General features: G+C 68.1%; 14 protein-coding genes. 8 read left to right on the top strand and 6 right to left on the bottom strand.

Annotation, left to right across the window (positions count from 1 at the left end):
• Positions 1-11: 11 nt before the first annotated feature.
• Genes nbtC through OHS03_RS32240 form a run of 3 tightly spaced genes read right to left on the bottom strand, consistent with a single transcriptional unit; the run spans position 12 to position 5,231 of the window.
• Positions 12-3,176, bottom strand: coding sequence for a nocobactin polyketide synthase NbtC (gene nbtC, locus OHS03_RS32250; protein WP_328659215.1), 3,165 nt, complete (start codon positions 3,174-3,176; stop codon positions 12-14).
• Positions 3,169-4,482, bottom strand: a complete 1,314-nt coding sequence (locus OHS03_RS32245; protein ID WP_328659213.1) for a beta-ketoacyl [acyl carrier protein] synthase domain-containing protein — start codon at positions 4,480-4,482, stop codon at positions 3,169-3,171. The genes nbtC and OHS03_RS32245 overlap by 8 nt, the downstream gene beginning before the upstream one ends.
• Complete coding sequence (locus OHS03_RS32240) at positions 4,479-5,231, bottom strand: thioesterase II family protein (protein WP_328659211.1); 753 nt, start codon at positions 5,229-5,231, stop codon at positions 4,479-4,481. The genes OHS03_RS32245 and OHS03_RS32240 overlap by 4 nt, the downstream gene beginning before the upstream one ends.
• A gap of 254 nt (positions 5,232-5,485) precedes the next feature.
• Here OHS03_RS32240 and OHS03_RS32235 point away from each other — a divergent pair, with 254 nt between their 5' ends.
• On the top strand, positions 5,486-6,148 hold the full coding sequence (locus OHS03_RS32235; protein ID WP_194825870.1) for a GNAT family N-acetyltransferase: 663 nt from the start codon (positions 5,486-5,488) through the stop codon (positions 6,146-6,148).
• 61 nt (positions 6,149-6,209) lie between these two features.
• On the opposite strand, the gene OHS03_RS32230 is transcribed toward OHS03_RS32235, so the two are convergent.
• A complete protein-coding gene (locus OHS03_RS32230) occupies positions 6,210-7,481 on the bottom strand; it encodes a SidA/IucD/PvdA family monooxygenase (RefSeq protein WP_328664507.1) in 1,272 nt (423 codons plus the stop codon).
• A gap of 104 nt (positions 7,482-7,585) precedes the next feature.
• Between OHS03_RS32230 and OHS03_RS32225 the strand changes: the two genes are divergently transcribed.
• From OHS03_RS32225 to OHS03_RS32215, 3 genes are all read left to right on the top strand, one after another.
• Positions 7,586-8,293, top strand: coding sequence for a siderophore-interacting protein (locus OHS03_RS32225; protein WP_328659209.1), 708 nt, complete (start codon positions 7,586-7,588; stop codon positions 8,291-8,293).
• An 81-nt stretch (positions 8,294-8,374) separates the two neighbouring features.
• Complete coding sequence (locus OHS03_RS32220) at positions 8,375-8,794, top strand: TIGR03667 family PPOX class F420-dependent oxidoreductase (RefSeq protein ID WP_328659207.1); 420 nt, start codon at positions 8,375-8,377, stop codon at positions 8,792-8,794.
• A gap of 74 nt (positions 8,795-8,868) precedes the next feature.
• Positions 8,869-10,080, top strand: a complete 1,212-nt coding sequence (locus tag OHS03_RS32215; RefSeq protein ID WP_328659205.1) for a pyridoxal phosphate-dependent aminotransferase — start codon at positions 8,869-8,871, stop codon at positions 10,078-10,080.
• A 118-nt stretch (positions 10,081-10,198) separates the two neighbouring features.
• Here the strand turns inward: OHS03_RS32215 and OHS03_RS32210 are convergent, their stop codons facing one another.
• Together OHS03_RS32210 and OHS03_RS32205 are read right to left on the bottom strand one after the other, a co-directional pair.
• Positions 10,199-11,935: an ABC transporter ATP-binding protein gene (locus OHS03_RS32210; protein ID WP_328659203.1), complete on the bottom strand. Its 1,737-nt coding sequence runs from the start codon at positions 11,933-11,935 to the stop codon at positions 10,199-10,201.
• Positions 11,932-13,764, bottom strand: a complete 1,833-nt coding sequence (locus OHS03_RS32205) for an ABC transporter ATP-binding protein (protein ID WP_328659201.1) — start codon at positions 13,762-13,764, stop codon at positions 11,932-11,934. The genes OHS03_RS32210 and OHS03_RS32205 overlap by 4 nt, the downstream gene beginning before the upstream one ends.
• 118 nt (positions 13,765-13,882) lie before the next feature.
• On the opposite strand from OHS03_RS32205, the gene OHS03_RS32200 reads away from it, so the two are divergent.
• The 4 genes from OHS03_RS32200 (at position 13,883) to OHS03_RS32185 (ending at position 17,346) form a co-directional block, all read left to right on the top strand.
• Positions 13,883-14,458, top strand: coding sequence for a putative glycolipid-binding domain-containing protein (locus OHS03_RS32200; protein ID WP_328659199.1), 576 nt, complete (start codon positions 13,883-13,885; stop codon positions 14,456-14,458).
• 44 nt (positions 14,459-14,502) lie between these two features.
• Complete coding sequence (locus OHS03_RS32195) at positions 14,503-15,444, top strand: RluA family pseudouridine synthase (protein WP_328659197.1); 942 nt, start codon at positions 14,503-14,505, stop codon at positions 15,442-15,444.
• Positions 15,445-15,571: 127 nt separating this feature from the next.
• A complete protein-coding gene (locus OHS03_RS32190) occupies positions 15,572-16,306 on the top strand; it encodes a CPBP family intramembrane glutamic endopeptidase (RefSeq protein WP_063004755.1) in 735 nt (244 codons plus the stop codon).
• A 203-nt stretch (positions 16,307-16,509) separates the two neighbouring features.
• On the top strand, positions 16,510-17,346 hold the full coding sequence (locus tag OHS03_RS32185; RefSeq protein ID WP_328659195.1) for an SDR family oxidoreductase: 837 nt from the start codon (positions 16,510-16,512) through the stop codon (positions 17,344-17,346).
• The last annotated feature ends 103 nt before the right edge of the window (positions 17,347-17,449 follow it).

Here is a 17,449-nt window from a genome sequence, read left to right as displayed (position 1 = left end):
TCTTCGGCCCCTCAGCCCTGGTTGGTGTTCTGTGCCATGAGCAGCACGACATCGTCGAGCGATGCGCCGCCGAGAATCGCCGCGACCGGCAGATCGCGATCCAGCTCCGCCTTCACGCGCTTGCGGAAGTCCAAGGCCTGCAAGGAGTCGAGGCCGAGTGCGACCAACGGCATGGTGGCGTCGATGGATTCGGCGCTGTCACCGCCGATCACCTTGAGCAGTTCGGTGCGCATGCGCAGGTCGAGCGGGAAGCTGTCGATGGGTGCGGCAGCGACGGGAGCCGGTGCGGGCGCTGCCGCCGGAACCACGTCGGCGGATGCCTGGGTCACCTGCGGTGCCCGCGTCTCGGATTCGAGGCCGGTGAGCACGCTGGCCTGGCCGAACGCCCCGAGGACCTCGCGCAGGAAGTCCCAGTCGGCGGCGATGATCATGCCGTCGCGAACCGGCGCGGCCAGTCCGGCCTCGATCGCGTCGGCGGGCGCCATCGGGAATACGCCTGCCTCTTCGACCCGGGCGAACCCGGCATCGTCGAGCGGACCGGCCACACTCCACAGACCCCACTGCAGGCTCGCGGCGGCGATGCCGCGGGCGCGGAGCCGGCGGGCCGCCACGTCGAGCATGCGGTTGGTCACCGCGTACAGCACCTGCCCGCGTCCGCCCAGCGTCGCCGCCATCGACGAGCACAGCAGGACCCGGCAGTCCACGGTCAGCGCGACCGCGTCGATCAGGTTGTCCAGGCCGCGCAGCTTCGCGGCGGCGGCGGTGCGCACGGCGTCGTCGGTGATCTGCTCGAGCTCGGCGTCCACGTAGTTCACCGCGGCATGGATCACCAGATCCACGGGGCGGTGGGCGATCTCGGCCCCGAAGGCGGTCGCGGCCTCGATGTCGCTCACATCGCAGGACCACACCACGATCTCGGTCGTGCCGATACCGCGCAGCCGAGCCAGTTCCGGTGCCAGCACGTCGGTTTCGCCACTGCGGCTCAGCAGCGTGACCCGGCCCGCACCCGTGCGCGCCAGGTGATCGGCGAACCGCAGACCCAGCTGACCGGTGCCGCCCACGATCACCACGTGATCGAGATCGGTGCCCAGCGAGCCGGTTTCGTCGGTCGTATCGACGACCAGCCGCTTCACGAACAGCTTGCCCGCCCGCAGCGCCAGCTCGGCCTCACCGCTCGAGTGCACCGCGCCGACGATCTTGGCGGCTTGCGCGGGCGCGGATTCGCTCGCGGCGAGATCGAGATGGCGGAAGTGGATGCCGGGGTGTTCGATTCCGACACTGCGGAATCCAGCGCTGACGCCCGACTGGAACAGTCCGGGAATCGGGTCACCGTCGTGCACGGTCTCGCCGCCGGTGGTGAGCAGCCAGCACTCGCCGCCGGGTCGCAGCGCGGATACTGCTGGGGCCCAGGCACGTTCGGCATAGAAGTCGACCAGCGCGTCGATCGCACCGGCACTGTCGTCGTCGGGGCTCGGCGGAAGCAGAACGATCACGGTATCGGTCGACAGTTCGTCGGCGGGTCCACCCGCGGCGACAACGCGCGCCTCGGCGCCGTGGCGGTCCGCCGCGGTGACCAACGCGGCGGCCAGCTCGGCGCATTCGCCCGTGTGGTCGACGATGAGCAAGCTGCGCGGCGCGGTCAGGGCGCGACGCTGCAGCGGCGTCCACTGTTCCACCAGCCGTTGGGGTTTCGGAGTGGTGACGGCGAGTTCGGCGGGAGTCTCGTTGGTGCCGAGGGGCGCCCAGAGACGCTTGGGGTTGGTCACGGTGTGCGGGAAGTCGCGCAGCGGCAGGGTCACGGCGTCGTCGACTCGCAGCGCGTCCCAGCGGTAGTCGATGTCGAGCACGGCGACCTGGGCGAGATTGCGGGTGAACTCCGACAGGCCGTCCGCGGTGCGCAGCGAGGTACCGAGGACACGGAAGTCGCGCGCGGGCAGGCCGGGACGGTTCGGGACGAGGCCGAGGTTCTCCTGGATGGCCAGCTGCAGCACGGGGTGCTCGGCGACCTCGATCAGCAGGTCGACGCCGTCACTGCCCGCGCTGACCACGGCCCGGTCGAACCGGACCCGGTTGCGCAGGTTCCAGAACCAGTACTCCTCCTGCTTGAGGTCGGGGGTGATCTTCTCGCCGAGGGTCGCGCCGTAGCAGGCGATCTCGGAGGCGGTGAAGTTCGGCGTGCTCATCTCGTCACCGAGGAAGCCCTCGAAATCGGCCCGCACCTCGGCCACGATGGAGGTGTGCGCCGGGAAGGCGACCCGGATCTCCCTGGCGAACTGACCGCGCGCGGTGGCCGCGGCCACCAGATCGACCACGGCGCCGCGTTCACCGGAGATGGCGATGATGTGCGGTGAGTTGACCACGGCGAGTTCGGCCCACCCCGAGTGCCGCGCCATCAGCGCTTCCACACTCTCGCGGTCCATCCCGAAGACCGCCATCGAATAGCCGCGCGGGGAAAGCCGGTCCGCGAGCAGGGCGCGATGGGTCACCGCGAGCACCGAATCACGCAGCGTCATCACACCGGAGACCGCGCCCGCGGCGAGCTCGCCCTGGCTGTGGCCGACGGTCGCGTGCGGATCCACACCCGCCGCTCGCCACAGCGCGGCCAGGCCCGTCATGTGGAACATCAACGCGGGCTGCACTTCCCACACCGTGTCCTCGTACTGCCCCTCGTGGCCGAGCAGATAGTGCAGCGGCTGGGAGTGCCCGAAGCGTTCTGCGTGGATGGCGGCGCACTCGTCGACCACCGCGCGGTAGTCGGCTGACAGCTCATAGAACGTCGCGCCCATGCCGGGCCGCTGACTGCCTTGACCTGGGAAGACGAACCCCACACGACGCGCACTCGCCGGCACGTCGCCGTGCACGACGAACGCGTGCTCGGAGCCGGTCGCGATCGCGTCGAGCGCGGATCGCAGCTCGTCGGTCGCCCCCGCCGAGGGCGCTGCGGCTCGGCCTGCGCCCGCGTCCGGGTCGGCGAGCGACGGCGAGGCCAGGATCAGGACCCGGCGGCGACGGGCCGTACGGGTGCGGAACAGCATGTCCGCCAACCGTTCCGGAGTCACCTCGGGGTGCGCGGCGACGTAGTCGCGCAGCGCGGCGGCCTCGGCGCGCAGGCCGTCGACGCTGTCGGAGGACAGCAGCACGGGAACGCTGCCGTCCGGCAAGCGGTACTCAGCCATGGTTGGTCTCCTCCAGCACCGGCAGGCCGACGATGGCGTGCGCATTGGTTCCCGCGACACCGAACGAGGACACCGCGGCGTAGCGCAGGCCGTCCGCGCGCGGCGCCCAGTCGGTGAGTTCGGCCGCCAGCCGCAGACTGGTCGCGTCCCAGTCGATGCCGGTGGTCGGGGCGTCGGCCCACAGGCTCGGTGCGATGGCGCCGTGCGCACCGCACAGCAGCACCTTGATCAGCCCGAGCATCCCCGAGGCCGCCTGGGCGTGGCCGGTGTTGGACTTCACCGAACCGAGCAAAGGGCCGTCGGCGCGATCGGGATTGCCGTAAGTCGCTGCCAGCGCGGTCAATTCCAGTGGATCGCCCACGGCGGTGCCGGTGCCGTGGCCTTCGATCAGGCCGATGTCGTCGGCACTGATTCCGGCCGCGGCGACCGTGTCCTCGATCAGCCGCTGCTGCGCGCTCGCGCTGGGTACCGCGATCGGGGCGCCCGCACCGTTGTGGTTGACCCGCGAACCGAGCAGCTGCCCGTAGATCCGGTGGCCCAGCGCCTTCGCCCGCGATTGCCGTTCCAGCACGATGACTCCCGCGCCTTCGGCCCACAGGGTGCCGGTCGGGTCGGCGGCGTAGGAACGGCAGTGGCCGTCCGTGGCCAGGGCATTGTTCTTGGAGAACTCGTAGAACGCGCCGGGTGAACCCATCACGCACACCCCGCCCGCCAGCGCCCAGTCGCACTCGCCGGCGCGGATCGCCGAGGCCGCCTGGTGCACGGCGGTCAGCGACGACGCGCACGCGGTATCCACGCTGATCGAGGGACCGACCAGACCGAGCCCGTGCGAGATCCGCCCGGCCACCGCACCGAGCGCGGTGCCGGTCGCGCGGTAACCGCTGTACTCGTTCACCGAGCCGACCCGGGGCCCGTACTCGACCGTCGAGACACCCATCCACACACCGGCCGAATCACCGTCGAGCGCGCCGGGATTGATGCCCGCGTGCTCGAGCGCGCGCCAGGCCACCCGCATGGCCACCCGCTGCTGCGGATCCATCGCCACCGCTTCGCGCGGTGTGATGCCGAAGAACTGCGCGTCGAACTCGGTGGCGCTGTCGAGGAATCCGCCCGCGTCGCGGACCGGCGCCCAGCCCTCGAGCCTGCCGAGGGCGAACAGTTCGTCGAGCGGCCAGTCACGGTCACGCGGGAACGGGCCGATCAGCTCACGCCCAGCGGCCAGTGCGGACCAGAAATCGGGCAGGGTGTCGACGCCGCCGGGGGCTTCGACGCCCATGCCGACGATGACGATGGGATCGGAGTTCATCGCGTGAGCGCCTTGCCGACAAGCGCCTCGGCAATGCCGTCGATGTTCTCGTCGAGGTAGAAGTGGCCGCCCGCGAACAGGTTGACCTCGATCTCGGCGGTGGTGCTCTGGTCCCAGCCGTAGAGGTCACGCGGGCCGACGAACGGGTCGTCGTCGCCGCCGAGGACCAGCAGGGGTGTCGCGACAGTCACCTCGGGGCCGCACGAGTAGGCGTCGAAGGCACGGTAGTCGGCCTTCAACACCGGCAGCGCCATCCTCATCACCTCACGGCTGGCCATCACATCGGCGCCGGTGCCGTTGAGCGCGCCCATGTGGTCGAGCAATTCGTCGTCCTCGGTGGGATGGCCTGGGAGCTCGGCGATTCGGTGCGGCGCGGCGGCCGCGGAGACCACCAGCAAACGTACGGGCAACCCCGCGGCTTCCGCCGAACGGACGAACTCGAACGCGACGATGGAGCCCATGCTGTGGCCGAACACGGTCAGCGGCGCGCCGGTGTTGTGGGCGGACTCGCGGAAGGCGTCGAAGGCACCGGCGGCCAGCTCGGGCAGCGTGTCGGCGGCGGCTTCGCGCGCGCGGTCCTGACGGCCGGGGTATTGCACGATTACGGTGTCGAAGTCGGCGGCCATACGCTTGGCGAACACCCGGTAGGCCGAGGCGCCCGCGCCCGCGTGCGGGAAGACGATCAGCGGCGGTAGGGAATCGGTCCTGGGGGCCTGAAATTGCCTGATCCAGCCGAGTTCTCTTGCCATGTCGCTCTCCCTCACCGGCCGCACAACGCTGCGCTACCGTTTCGCACTGTCCAACGCCGTGCTCGCGCACGGGCCCGCCCGGCGCAGTCGTCCGGGACCGGGGTGAATCCTGTTGCACCCGAATCCGACCGGACTCGTGGACGGCCCGCTATTACCGGGCGATCGGTCGGGCAACAGTAACACCCGGCCATTAGTATAGGCTAGCCTTACCCATCGAGGTGACCAAGGTTACGATTGAACGGAGCACCGAGTAGATGAACCCCGCCGGGACCCCCACCGCGCTGCCCCGCGAGCAAACCGATCTGCCCGCCGAGGTGGCCGCCGCGCCCGCGCCCGCGCTGCCCGTTTTCGCGGCGCCGTTCAGCCTGCGCCTGGCCGATCCCGACGGCACCGATCCCGAATTGCTCGCCGAATGGATGGCCCGTCCGCACCTGCTCGAATCGTGGGAACAGGACTGGGACGCCGAGCGCCGCCGCGATAACTTCCGCGCGCAACTGGCCGGAACCTATTCCCGCCCTTGCATTCTCAGCCTGGACTTCGCCCTGCTCGGCGAGCCCGAACTCGGGGTACGCGATATCGCCTACCTGGAGTTCTACCGCGCCGCCAAGGACGAGATCGGCCGCTTCTACGACAGCGATCCCAGCGATATCGGCTTCCATATCGCCACCGCCGACACCGCGGTGATCGGCAAGGGCATCATGTCCGCCTGGATTTCCTCCATGACCACCGCCGTCTTCGCGGCCGATCCCGATTGCCGCCGCGTGCTGGGCGACCCCGACCACCGCAACGTGGCGATCGCCCGCAGCCTGGCCAAGGCCGGGTTCCAGATGATCGGCGAAATCGATGTCCGCCCCGATCGGCGAATCGCGTTGCAGTACGTGCCGCGCACTCCGGAAGACGTAGTCGCGCCGCGCTGAGCGCGAACACCACCAGCCCCTTCTCGTCGACTTCTCGACCAGAAGGGGCTCTTGTCTGCGCTCAGCGAGAGATGGCGGCGGCTCGCGCGCGAGCGGGCACCGTCTGCAGCACGCGGTCCGAAAGTTCGCCGAGGCAACTGAGGTTCGGGAAACCCGGCCCCTGCGCCATCGCGGCCATGTTGGGGAGATAGAGCTTTCCGCCGAGCCCGGTGACGGCCAAGTCGTAGCCGATCGACGATTCGATCCGCGACTGCGTCAACGCTCCGCCGACGGCGAGTTCGAGCAGGTCCGCGGTGCGCTGGTCGAACATCTCGAGGAACCACAGCGGCTGGCCGCCGGTGGCATCCACCACCAGATCGAAGTTGTGCACCTGATCGGCCCGCAACTCGTTGCTCAGCGTCAAGGCCAGCGATTCCCCCTGCGGCGCGATCTTGGTGACCCGGCCCTGCAGGTGATGAACGCGGTTGTCGCCCAACAGGCTTTCCTGCACGCGCACCGAGAACACCCCGCGGTCGGTGCGCCGGATCACGTCGCGGCGTTCCTGAATGCTCAGCGCCGCCCACTTCACGGGATCGCTGAACAGCGAGTTCTCGAAGAAGCTCTCGCCACGGGTGTAGAGGGTGGCCAGCGGGGAGATCACCGAGATGGTGAGCATCTCGTGCCGAACCAGCTCGTCCAGCGCCGAGCCGCCGGTTTCGCCACCGCCGATCACCGCGGCGCGCGAGGCGGCGGGCAGCGTGCGTTTGCCCGCCCTGTCCCAGAATTCGGCGATGCTGAGCACGCGCGGGTGGTCGATGAGGGCGCGGCTGCTGCGGCCGGGGCCGGTGATCATCAGGCCGTCGGCGGTCAGTTCGCTGCGCGCGCCGTCGGCGTCGACCACGTCGACCTGCCACTGCTCGCCGTCGCCGTGACTGATGCGCTCCACGCGACCGAGCACCAGCTCGAGGTCGATGGACTTCGCGACCCACTGCAGGTACTTGGCCCACATATAGTGCTGCGGACTGGGCCTGCCGCGGTCGATCCACTCGGCGTAGGTGCCGTGTTCGATCAGGAACGTGGTCCAGCTGAAAGCCGACATCGCATGGTCGATATCGCGGTTGCGGCCGCGCGCCCAAGTGGAGTGGTACGGGAAGCCGATGTCCTTCTCGGGACTGGTGCCGAGACGGTGCTGCCCGTCGGTCCAGCCGCCGGTGGGCAGCCAGTTACCGCCGACGGCGTGCGCCTCGACCACGACAACGCGCGGTGCGGGCATTCCGAGCGAGCGCAGAACGTGCGATTTAGTCGCCACCGCAAGGGCTTTCGGCCCTGCGCCGACTACCAGGAGGGTTTCCACCGGTTCGTTCTCCACTCTCTCACGCACCAGCCCATATTTGCATAGGCTTACCTTATTTAACCACCGAAGCGGACAAACAAGTGTCGTTAGGCTAACCTAACGACATGGGTAAGGGATTGAACGGTCTGATAACCAAGGCCTGGGGCGGTGCCGACTACCGGCTGACGGTGACGTCCAACGAACAGATCACCGACAAGTTCGTCCGCATCGGCTTCACCGCCGGTGGCCTGCTGGCCGACCACCCGGTGCACCCGACCCAGTGGATCCGCCTGTGGATTCCCGACGCGACCAGCGACAAGCTGCACCACCGCGGCTACACCCTGGTCGACCAGAACCCTGACGCGGACACGATGAGCATCGACTTCGCCCTGCACGACGGCCCGGCAGCCGACTGGGCGCGCCGCGCGAAGCCGGGCGACCCGCTCGACGCCACCGTGCTCGGCTCGGACTTCCAACTGCCCGAGCAGACACCCAGCGAGTACGTCATCTTCGGCGACACCGCCTCCCTGCCTGCCATCAACTCGCTGCTCGACGCCATCGGCGACACCCCGGCGCGAGTCTGGCTGGAATGGCAGTACGAGTCCGACCAGACCATCCCGGTGAGCAACAAGCCCCACCACACCCTCACCTGGGTCCAGCGCATCGACGACGGCCGCCTGCTGCGCGAGGCCGCTCAGGAAATCACTTGCGTACCAGGCACTTACGGATGGGTCACCTGCGACGGGCACACCACCCGCTCGATCGTGAAGACCCTCAAGACCCAGCATGCCCTGCCCAAGACCTCGATCAAGGCGCAGGCCTACTGGAAGTAAGCCCCGCGAGGCGGGTAGCGACGCGGCGGGATTTCGGCAAGGGTGGGCCGAAAGTTGTCCCCTGCCTGCGAGGAGAGCACCGTGTCCATTCTCGACGCCGCCACCCCCTTCGGCGAAGAAGTCGGCAAGCGGCTGGCTGAGGAACACGTGATCTGGTTGACCACCGTCGGTGCGGACAGCACTCCGCAGCCGAACCCGGTGTGGTTCCACTGGGAGAACGACGAGTTCCTCATCTTCACCATGCCCGCGGCGAAGAGGCTTCGCCACCTCGCACACAATCCGCGGGTCGCGCTGAATTTCAATGCCACCGAGTCCGGCGGCGAGGTCGCTGTCTTCACCGGCACGGCGCGAGTCGACGAACCGCCCACCGAGGACGAAATCGCCCACTACGCACGGAAATACACCAGGGGTTTCGTCGACATCAAGATGACCCGATCGGAATTCTTCGAGACCTACTCGGTGCCGATCCGCATCGCCCCGGACCGCCTGCGCGGCTTCTGAACTGCCGCGGTGCGTGCGCGGGATCCTGGCGAGTACTGTGGCGATCTCCGTCCGTATCACGGTGGGGAGCCGACATGCAGTTCAAACAGTCGAGCAAGCTCGCGAACGTTTCCTATGAAATCCGCGGCCCGATAGCCGAGCACGCCGCTCGACTAGAGGTCGAGGGACACCGGGTGGTCAAGCTCAATACCGGTAACCCGATGCAGTTCGGGTTCGACGCACCGTCGGAGCTGCTGCGCGACATCATCGCCAACCTGCCTGCGTCGGCGGGCTACGCGACCTCGAAGGGGTTGCTGCCCGCCCGGCGCGCGGTGGTGCAGTACTACGAGGATCGCGGCGTGGACGACCTCGATATCGAGAACGTCTTCCTCGGCAACGGCGCGTCCGAACTCATCATGATGGCGATGACCGCGCTCATCGAGAACGGCGACGAAGTCCTCGTCCCCGCACCGGATTTCCCGCTGTGGACCGCCGCGGTGCACCTCAACGGCGGCAGAGCGGTGCACTACCTCTGCGATGAGGGCGCCGACTGGTACCCCGACATCGCCGATATCGCGGCCAAGATCACCGACCGCACGCGGGCCATCGTGATCATCAACCCGAACAACCCGACCGGCGCGGTGTATCCGACCGAGGTGCTCGAGCAGATGCTCGAGCTCGCCCGCCAGCACAATCTGATCGTCTGTTCCGACGAGATCTACGACAAGATCCTCTACGACGACGTGGCCCACACCGTCACCGCCTCGCTCGCGCCCGACCTGCTGTGTCTGACGTTCAACGGCTTGTCCAAGGCCTATCGGCTCGCCGGGTTCCGGTCCGGCTGGCTCACCGTCTCCGGGCCGACGCGTCATGCCGAAAGTTACCTCGAGGGTCTGACGATGCTGTCCGGGTTGCGGCTGTGCGCGAATGTGCCTGCGCAGCAGGCCGTTCAGGCTGCATTGGGCGGGCATCAGAGCATCCATGAACTCACCCTGCCCGGCGGGCGACTACTCGAGCAGCGCGATCGTGCGTGGAGCGCCCTCAACGCTATTCCCGGTGTGTCCTGTGTGAAGCCCAAGGGCGCGCTGTACGCCTTCCCCAAGCTCGACCGCGCGACCTACCGGATCGACAACGACGAGAAGTTCGTGCTGGACCTGTTGCTGGCCACCAAGATTCACGTCGTCCAAGGCACCGGCTTCAACTGGCCCTCCCCCGACCACTTCCGCATCGTCACCCTGCCGCACGCCGATGAACTCGACCAGATCATCGGCCGGATCGGCGAATTCCTCTCCACCTACCAGCAGTAATATTGGCGGCTGGCGCCGCGGTTCTCGGCGCTTGACTCCACCTCTTCCCTCCCTACGGGCACTCCTTCGTCGCACCCTTCGGTCAGTCCATCGGCGGAGGCGCGCCGAGAACACCTGGTCAGGCCGAGACGGGTTCCAGGCGCCAGCCTGTTGCCCGCTCGCGCTCGTTCCAGAACGCGGCGTAGCGGCCGTTCAGTGCGAGAAGCTCGGCGTGCGTACCGCGTTCGGCGATGCGGCCCTTGTCCAGGAACAGGATCTGGTCGGCGTGGGCGATCGTCGAGAGACGGTGCGCGACGACGAGAACCGTTTTGTCCCTGGTGAGTTGGTGGATGCCACGGACCACGACGGCCTCGCTGTGCGGGTCGAGCGCGCTGGTGGCCTCGTCGAGCAGCACGATCGGGGCGTCCTTGAGCAGGGCGCGGGCGATCGAGACCCGTTGACGCTCACCGCCGGACAGCGAGGTGCCGCCTTCGCCGACGGTGGTGTCGAAGCCGTCCGGCAGCCGTTCGACGATCTCGTCGACCCTGGCGGCGACCGCCGCGCGGTGCAGGTCGTCGTCGGTGGCGTCGGGCTTGCCGATGCGAATGTTGTCGGCGACCGAGCGGTTGAACAGGTAGACGTTCTGGAAAACCAGCGAGAGCTGATCGAGCAGGGCGTCGGAAGGCTGTTGGCGCACATCGTGTTCGCCCACCGAGACCGTGCCGGACTCGACGTCGTAGAAGCGGGCGGCGAGACGCAGCAGGGTGGTCTTGCCCGAACCGCTCGGCCCGACGATCGCGGTGGTGGTGCCGGCGGGGACGGTGAAGGTCAGATCCGACAGCACCGGTTCGCCGGGGCGGTAGCCGAAGCTCACCTCGTCGAAGACCACCGCGGGCGCACCCGGGGTGACCGGTTCGGTAGCGGCGGGCAGCGGCGATTCGGCGAGCAGATCGGTGATGCGATCGGCGGCCGCGGCGGCCGAGCGAAGGGCCGTACCAAGCTGGGCGGCCTGGTTCACCGGTTCGATGAAGCGCGCGCTCACCGCGATCAGCGCGATCGCCGCAGCGGCCGAGATCGCGCCATCGGTCACCTGGACGACCGCGATATAGGCGAGCACCAGGAATACGGCCTGCACGAACAGCGCGAACACGGTCAGGCCCGGCACGGTCGCGACCATCATCTTCAGCACGGCCGAACGCTGCTGTACCAGCGCCGAATCCAGCTTCTTGTTGCCGGCGCCGACCGCGCCGAACGCACGCAGTACCGGCTGGGCCTGCGCGAACTCCACCACCCGCGAGTCGGCTTCGGCCGCCGCGGCGTGCAGCCGGGCGTCGGCGCCGGTGTAGGCGCGATTGGCGAGATTGTTCACCAGGTAGAGCACCGGTGCGGCGAGCAACATCGCCACGCCGACGCGCCAGTCGATGAACAGCATCCCGATCGCGACCACCAGCGGCACGATGATGCCGGTAAGCACCTTGGTGAGCAGATAGGCGATCAGGCCCTGCATTTCACGCACCTGCTCGACCATCACCCGCGAGAGCGGGCCCGCGTCGCGATCTTCGAACCAGCCCAGCGGCAACGCGTTGAGCTGATCGCCGAGCCGGGTCTGTAGTCCGCGCTGCATGCCGAGGCCGATGCGCAGACCGATCACGGCCTGCAGGTAGCCGAAGACGACCACACCGGCCACGGCGGCGGCCATGCCGAGCGCCCACAGCCACGCGCCGCTCAGGTCGTCGTCGAACAGTGCTTCCAGCACGGGAACCAGCAGCAGATACGCGATGGCCTGGCACAGCGCCTGCACCACGATCACTCCGAGCAGCCGCGAGATCAGGGGGGCGAACTCGTCGGGGACGAGCCGGAAAACCTTGCGAATCATCGTGTTTCCTCCACCAGGGCGAGCGCGCCGAGGGCAGCTTCGTTGATCTCCCACAGCCGCTGATACAGACCGCCTGCAGCCCGCAGTTGCTCATGCGTGCCCTGTTCGACGAGAGCTCCGTTGTCCAGCACCAGAATCCGGTCGACACCGGTGATGGTGTGCAGACGGTGCGCGATGACCAGCACCGTGCGCCCGGCGACGAGGGCGGCCAGCGCGTCCTGGACCGCGGCCTCGGACTCGGGGTCGGCGAACGCGGTCGCCTCGTCGAGGACGAGCACCGGGGTGTCGGCCAGCAGTGCGCGAGCGATCGACAGGCGCTGCGCCTCACCACCGGAGAGCGTGGCGTCGACGCCGATCTCGGAGTCGTAGCCGCGCGGCAGCGCCAGGATCCGGTCGTGGATCTGGGCGGCTCTTGTCGCACGCTCGATGGCTTCGGCATCCGCGTCGGGGCGGGCCAGCAGGAGGTTCTCGCGGATGCTGCCGCGGATCAGGCGCACATCCTGGAAGACGAATCCGACTGTGCGGTAGAGCTCTTCGCTGGTGAACTCGCGAATATCGCGGCCGTCGATGGTGATTCGGCCCGCTCCCACGTCGTAGAAGCGGGGCAGCAGCTTGGCCAGGGTCGACTTGCCGGAACCGCTCGGGCCGACCAGCGCGGTGATGGTGCCGGGGGTCAGTTCGAGGTCGATGCCGCGCAGCACATCATGGCCGGTGCGGTAGGCGAACTCGACGCCGTCGAAGCGCACGATGCCGGTCTGAACGCCCGCCGGTGTTTCGGCGATCTCCAATTCCGGGGTCTGCAGCAGTTCGTGCAGCCGCAGGGCCGCGGCGCCACCGGCGCGCAGGGCCTGCGAGCCGTAGCCGAGGCCGAGCAGCGAACTGCCGATACCGAGCCCGACCAGCAGGAACGGCAGCAGATCGAGCGGGTCCACCCAGCCGAGGCCGACCCCGGCGAGGCCCCCGAGGACCACGACCAGCATGACGAACACGGGCATCACGACGATGTCGGAGGCCGCCTGCACGCGAATGATCGGCGTCTTCATCCGATGCGCCGCCTGGACCTGGCCTTCGACAGCGTCCTGGAACTCCTTGTGCGCTTTGCCCGCCTGACCGAACGCCCGCACCACCTGGATGCCGTCGACGAACTCGACCGTGGCGGCGGACAGGCGACGCTCCCACCGGGTGTACACCGCGAGGCGGTCGCGGCCGTCGCGGTCCATGATCTTGCTGAACAGGAACATGTAGGCGATCAGCGGAATCATCAGCACCAGCGTGAGTCGCCAGTCGACGGTGAACAGATAGCCGAGGGTGACCAGCGGGACCACCAGCGCGCCGATGAAATCGAGCCGGGCATGCGCGACCAGGAAGTGCAGGGCGTCGACATCGTCGCGCAGATAGCCCTTGACCTCACCGGAGCTGCGCTCACCGAACCAGCCGAGCGGCACCCGGGTGAGCTTGGCCGCGAGCAGCCTGCGCAGCGTGAGCTGGTAGCCGGCGTCGACCGCGTGCGACCAGCTGAGCGCGACGACCTGCAGGAAAGCCCGCACGACGAGCACGAGCACGGCAGCGCCGAACAGCCACCACACCCGGTCGGTGTCGGCCGGGGAGTTCAGCAGTTCGCGGCAGGCCGCGACGATCAGCAGGAACGGGACCACCGAGCACACCGAGGCGAGCGCCACGATCAGGCTCGCCACCGTCAGCATCCCCGATACCGGCGCCAGAATCTCCTTGCGCGCCAGCGCTTCCCGCTGCTTCTGCGCTTTCGCTGCCGCCTTGGGCAGCCGGTTCCCCGACTCCGCCCCCGGTGGCGGCGCTACCTGCACCGTCATATCGTTCTCGCCTCTCGACCTGTCCGCGGCAACTCCGCAAAAGGTAGGTTAGCCTAAGTTGATCGCTCGTCGGGCGGGGCCAGCGATTGGGCGGCGGAATTCAGGGAATGCGTTGGCCATGTTCACTCCCCTGCCGCCTTCGGCCGCCTGGTTGCATCGTGACGCGCGCACCGGATTCGAAGTGGCATATTTCCGCGACGATGCGCGCGGACTTCTCGTCGAGGGGTGTGCGACGGCGGTCGAGGACGGGATCGTCTGGGCGATCGATTATCGGCTGCGGCTCGACGGGGGCTGGAATACCAGGTCGGCACAGATCGTCGGGCGCTATCCCGAGGGCAGGCGGTCGGTGCATGTGCAGTCCGACGGGTTGGGGCGCTGGCAGGTCGACGGCACGCTCGTGCCCGAGTTCGACGGGTGCCTCGATATCGATCTCGAGGCGTCGGCGTTCACGAACGCCTTACCGGTGCATCGCCTCGGGCTCGTGGTCGGTGACGCGGCCGACGCGCCCGCGGTCTATCTCCGGGCCGCCGACCTCACCGCGGCCCGGCTACCGCAGCACTATCGCCGCATCGCCGACGGGGCCGGTCAGCGCTACGCCTATAGCGCTCCCGACTTCGACTTCGAGGCCACCCTGGACTACGACGAGTCGGGCCTGGTCGTGGAGTATCCGGGAATCGCGACGCGCACCGCCTGAACCCCACGGCGGAGCGCGTTCACCGGACAGACCACACTTGCTTCATGCGACGTAGGCAGCAGCCGCCGCTGCCGAAACGGCACGGCCTCGATCCCGCTCGACTCCGGCTCCCGGAGGACGGGCAGTGGGCGACCGTGCGCGACCACCTCGTCGAGCGGTTGCCGCGGGTGGATCCGGCCAGGATCGACGCGATGCTGGTGGCGGGTGAGATCGTGGATCTGGAAGGTCCGCTGGCACCGGACGCGCCGTTCGTGCCGGGCGGCGCCGTGTGGTTCCACCGCGATCTGCCCGTCGAGACCGAGGTGCCGTTCGACATCGGGATCGTGCACCGCGACGACGACATCCTCGTGATCGACAAGCCGCATTTCCTGGCGACGATCCCGCGCGGCCAGCACATCCTGCAGACCGCGCTGGTGCGGTTGCGCAACGACCTCGAACTCCCCGACCTGATCCCCGCGCACCGACTGGACCGGGTCACCGCGGGTCTGCTGCTGTTCGTGGTGAATCCGGCGCGACGCGGGGCCTATCAGACGATGTTCCACCGCAAGACCGTGCGCAAGGAGTACGAGGCCATCGCCCCCTACGATCCCGCGCTCGAACTGCCGCGGACCGTGCGCAGCCGGATCATCAAGGAGAAGCAGGTGCTCGCCGCCTATGAAGTGGACGGCGAACCCAATGCCGAGACCGAGGTGGAGTTGGTCGAGCACCGCGACGGGCTCGGGCGCTACCGTCTTCGCCCGCACACCGGGCGAACCCATCAGCTGCGGATCCATATGAACGGGCTCGGCGTGCCGATTCTCGGCGACGATTTCTATCCGGTGATCACCGATAAACCGGTCGACGATTACACACGGCCGTTGCAATTGCTGGCGGCTTCGCTCGAATTCACGGATCCGGTCAGCGGTGTGCCACGGCGGTTCGAGACCCAGCGCACGCTGCGGGCATGGACCGATCCGGCCGGATGGTCCGGATCGGCTGTCGAATAGCTCACAGCGCGGCGAATCCCGACGATCTTGATGGGCGCACTCCGGGCCGCTCGAGGCCGGAGTCGGCGCGTTGTCCCGCATTCACCGGACCGTTTTCCTTTCGTGATATTTCCGTACACTCGGTCGGGTGCCCGTACCCGCCATCGCCGATTCCCGGCCGAAGCTGCATGCCTACATCGACATCGCCGTGGTTGTCGTCGTGCTGGCCGGTACCAATCTGATCGCGCACTTCACGACGGCCTGGGCAAATATCGTCACCGTGCCCGTCGCGGCGTTCGCGCTGTTGGCGCTGATGCGCAAGCGAGGGCTGGGCTGGGCTGAACTCGGACTGTCACCGCGGCACTGGAAGCGCGGGACGGTGTACGCCCTCGGCGCGGTCGGGATCGTGTTGACCGCGGTCGCGATCGGCGCTCTACTACCGCTCACCAGGCCGTTCTTCCTCGCCGATCGATACGCGACGATTTCCGGCGCCCTCATCGCGTCGATGATCGTCATCCCGTTGCAGACGGTGATCCCCGAAGAGCTCGCGTTCCGCGGCGTACTCCACGGCACGCTCGATCGGGTCCTCGGCGTCCGCGGGCTCTTCGCGGCAGGCTCGCTGATGTTCGGACTCTGGCATATCGCGTCCTCGTTCGGCCTCACCTCCGGCAACAAGGGACTGTCCAGCATCGTCGGTGGCGGCCTGCTCGGACAACTGGTCGGCATAGCGCTGGCCGTCGCTGCCACCGCAGCCGCGGGCGTCGTGTTCACCTGGCTGCGCCGCCGCAGCGGTAGCCTCCTCGCGCCCATCGCCCTGCACTGGTCGCTCAACGGCGCGGGCGCGCTCGCCGCCGCCGTCGTCTGGCACACCGCCCTGCGCTGAACTCACGCCGGGAAGTCGATCACCACACTCTCAGCGGGAGTTGTTGTGCAAAGGTCGAACGCCGCGGACGCCTGATGGTCGAGTGTCCAGAGGTTTGCCGCCGAGGCTATCGCCGCGTCGTGACTGCGTGGAATACTGGCGACCGATTTCTGGCATGACAGCATGCCAGATATAGCGGTTTCCACCGAGAGGGCATTTTCGCCATGACACGTACGCACACCGGAAGGGTCGTCGCGGTGACCGGCGGTGCCGCCGGGATCGGGCTGGAGATCGCGCGGCAGTTCGCGGTCGCGGGAGCTCGGGTGTGCCTCGGCGATCTGTCGGGAAACGCGGCGCGCGAGGCCGCGGCCGGGCTGCCGGGAACGGTGCACGGATGCGAACTCGATGTGACCGATGAGCGGTCGTTTCACGATTTCCTCGCCGTCACCGAGGCGATACTCGGGCCGGTCGATGTGCTCGTCAACAATGCCGGGGTGATGTGGGTCGGGCCGTTCGATACCGAACCCGACAGTGCGACGGACCGGATGCTCGCGGTGAATCTGCACGGGGTGATCCGCGGGGTGCGACTGGCGGCACCCACGATGCGGACACGCGGGCGTGGGCACATCGTCACCATCGCGTCTCTCGCGTCCAAGGTCTCCCCCGCCGGTGAAGCGACGTACGCCGCGACCAAACACGGGGTCCTCGGTTATCTGACCGCGGTTCGTGAGGAATTACGCGGCAGCGGCGTGCAACTGACGGCGATCATGCCGGGCGTGGTCGACACCGAGTTGGCAGCCGGAACCGCAACGGGCGCGGCACAATTACTCCAGCCGAGTGATGTCGCCGGAGCCGTTCTCGATGCCGTCGAGCGGCCGCGATTCGAGGTGACATTGCCCGCGCATCTCGGACCGGTGGTCGGCCTCGTCGGCGTGCTGCCACAGTGGTTGCGCGACATCGTCTTGCGGCGGACCGTGCCGAATCAGGTTGTGGCGGTGGCCGGATCGTCGAACCGATCCGCCTACGAGAAAAGGCTGCTCCGCGGCGATAGTGATTCCTGAATCCCGGCGTGTCGCTACCGGGGATTCGACGGAATCGACTCGTTGTCGTTGACCGGGGCACGGTCGGCGTTTACGCTCTCTGGCAATCACACATATGTTCGAT

The sequence above is a fragment of the Nocardia salmonicida genome (assembly GCF_036142455.1).
GTDB lineage: Bacteria > Actinomycetota > Actinomycetes > Mycobacteriales > Mycobacteriaceae > Nocardia > Nocardia salmonicida.
Note: the sequence above shows the minus strand (reverse complement) of the source record. Positions and strands in the feature narration are given on the sequence as shown.

Coding starts and splice junctions, on each gene's coding strand:
- nbtC (WP_328659215.1), bottom strand. CDS start 3,176: ATGGCTGAGTACCGCTTGCCGGACGGCAGCGTTCCCGTGCTGCTGTCC.
- OHS03_RS32245 (WP_328659213.1), bottom strand. CDS start 4,482: ATGAACTCCGATCCCATCGTCATCGTCGGCATGGGCGTCGAAGCCCCC.
- OHS03_RS32240 (WP_328659211.1), bottom strand. CDS start 5,231: ATGGCAAGAGAACTCGGCTGGATCAGGCAATTTCAGGCCCCCAGGACC.
- OHS03_RS32235 (WP_194825870.1), top strand. CDS start 5,486: ATGAACCCCGCCGGGACCCCCACCGCGCTGCCCCGCGAGCAAACCGAT.
- OHS03_RS32225 (WP_328659209.1), top strand. CDS start 7,586: ATGGGTAAGGGATTGAACGGTCTGATAACCAAGGCCTGGGGCGGTGCC.
- OHS03_RS32215 (WP_328659205.1), top strand. CDS start 8,869: ATGCAGTTCAAACAGTCGAGCAAGCTCGCGAACGTTTCCTATGAAATC.
- OHS03_RS32210 (WP_328659203.1), bottom strand. CDS start 11,935: ATGATTCGCAAGGTTTTCCGGCTCGTCCCCGACGAGTTCGCCCCCCTG.
- OHS03_RS32205 (WP_328659201.1), bottom strand. CDS start 13,764: ATGACGGTGCAGGTAGCGCCGCCACCGGGGGCGGAGTCGGGGAACCGG.
- OHS03_RS32200 (WP_328659199.1), top strand. CDS start 13,883: ATGTTCACTCCCCTGCCGCCTTCGGCCGCCTGGTTGCATCGTGACGCG.
- OHS03_RS32195 (WP_328659197.1), top strand. CDS start 14,503: ATGCGACGTAGGCAGCAGCCGCCGCTGCCGAAACGGCACGGCCTCGAT.
- OHS03_RS32185 (WP_328659195.1), top strand. CDS start 16,510: ATGACACGTACGCACACCGGAAGGGTCGTCGCGGTGACCGGCGGTGCC.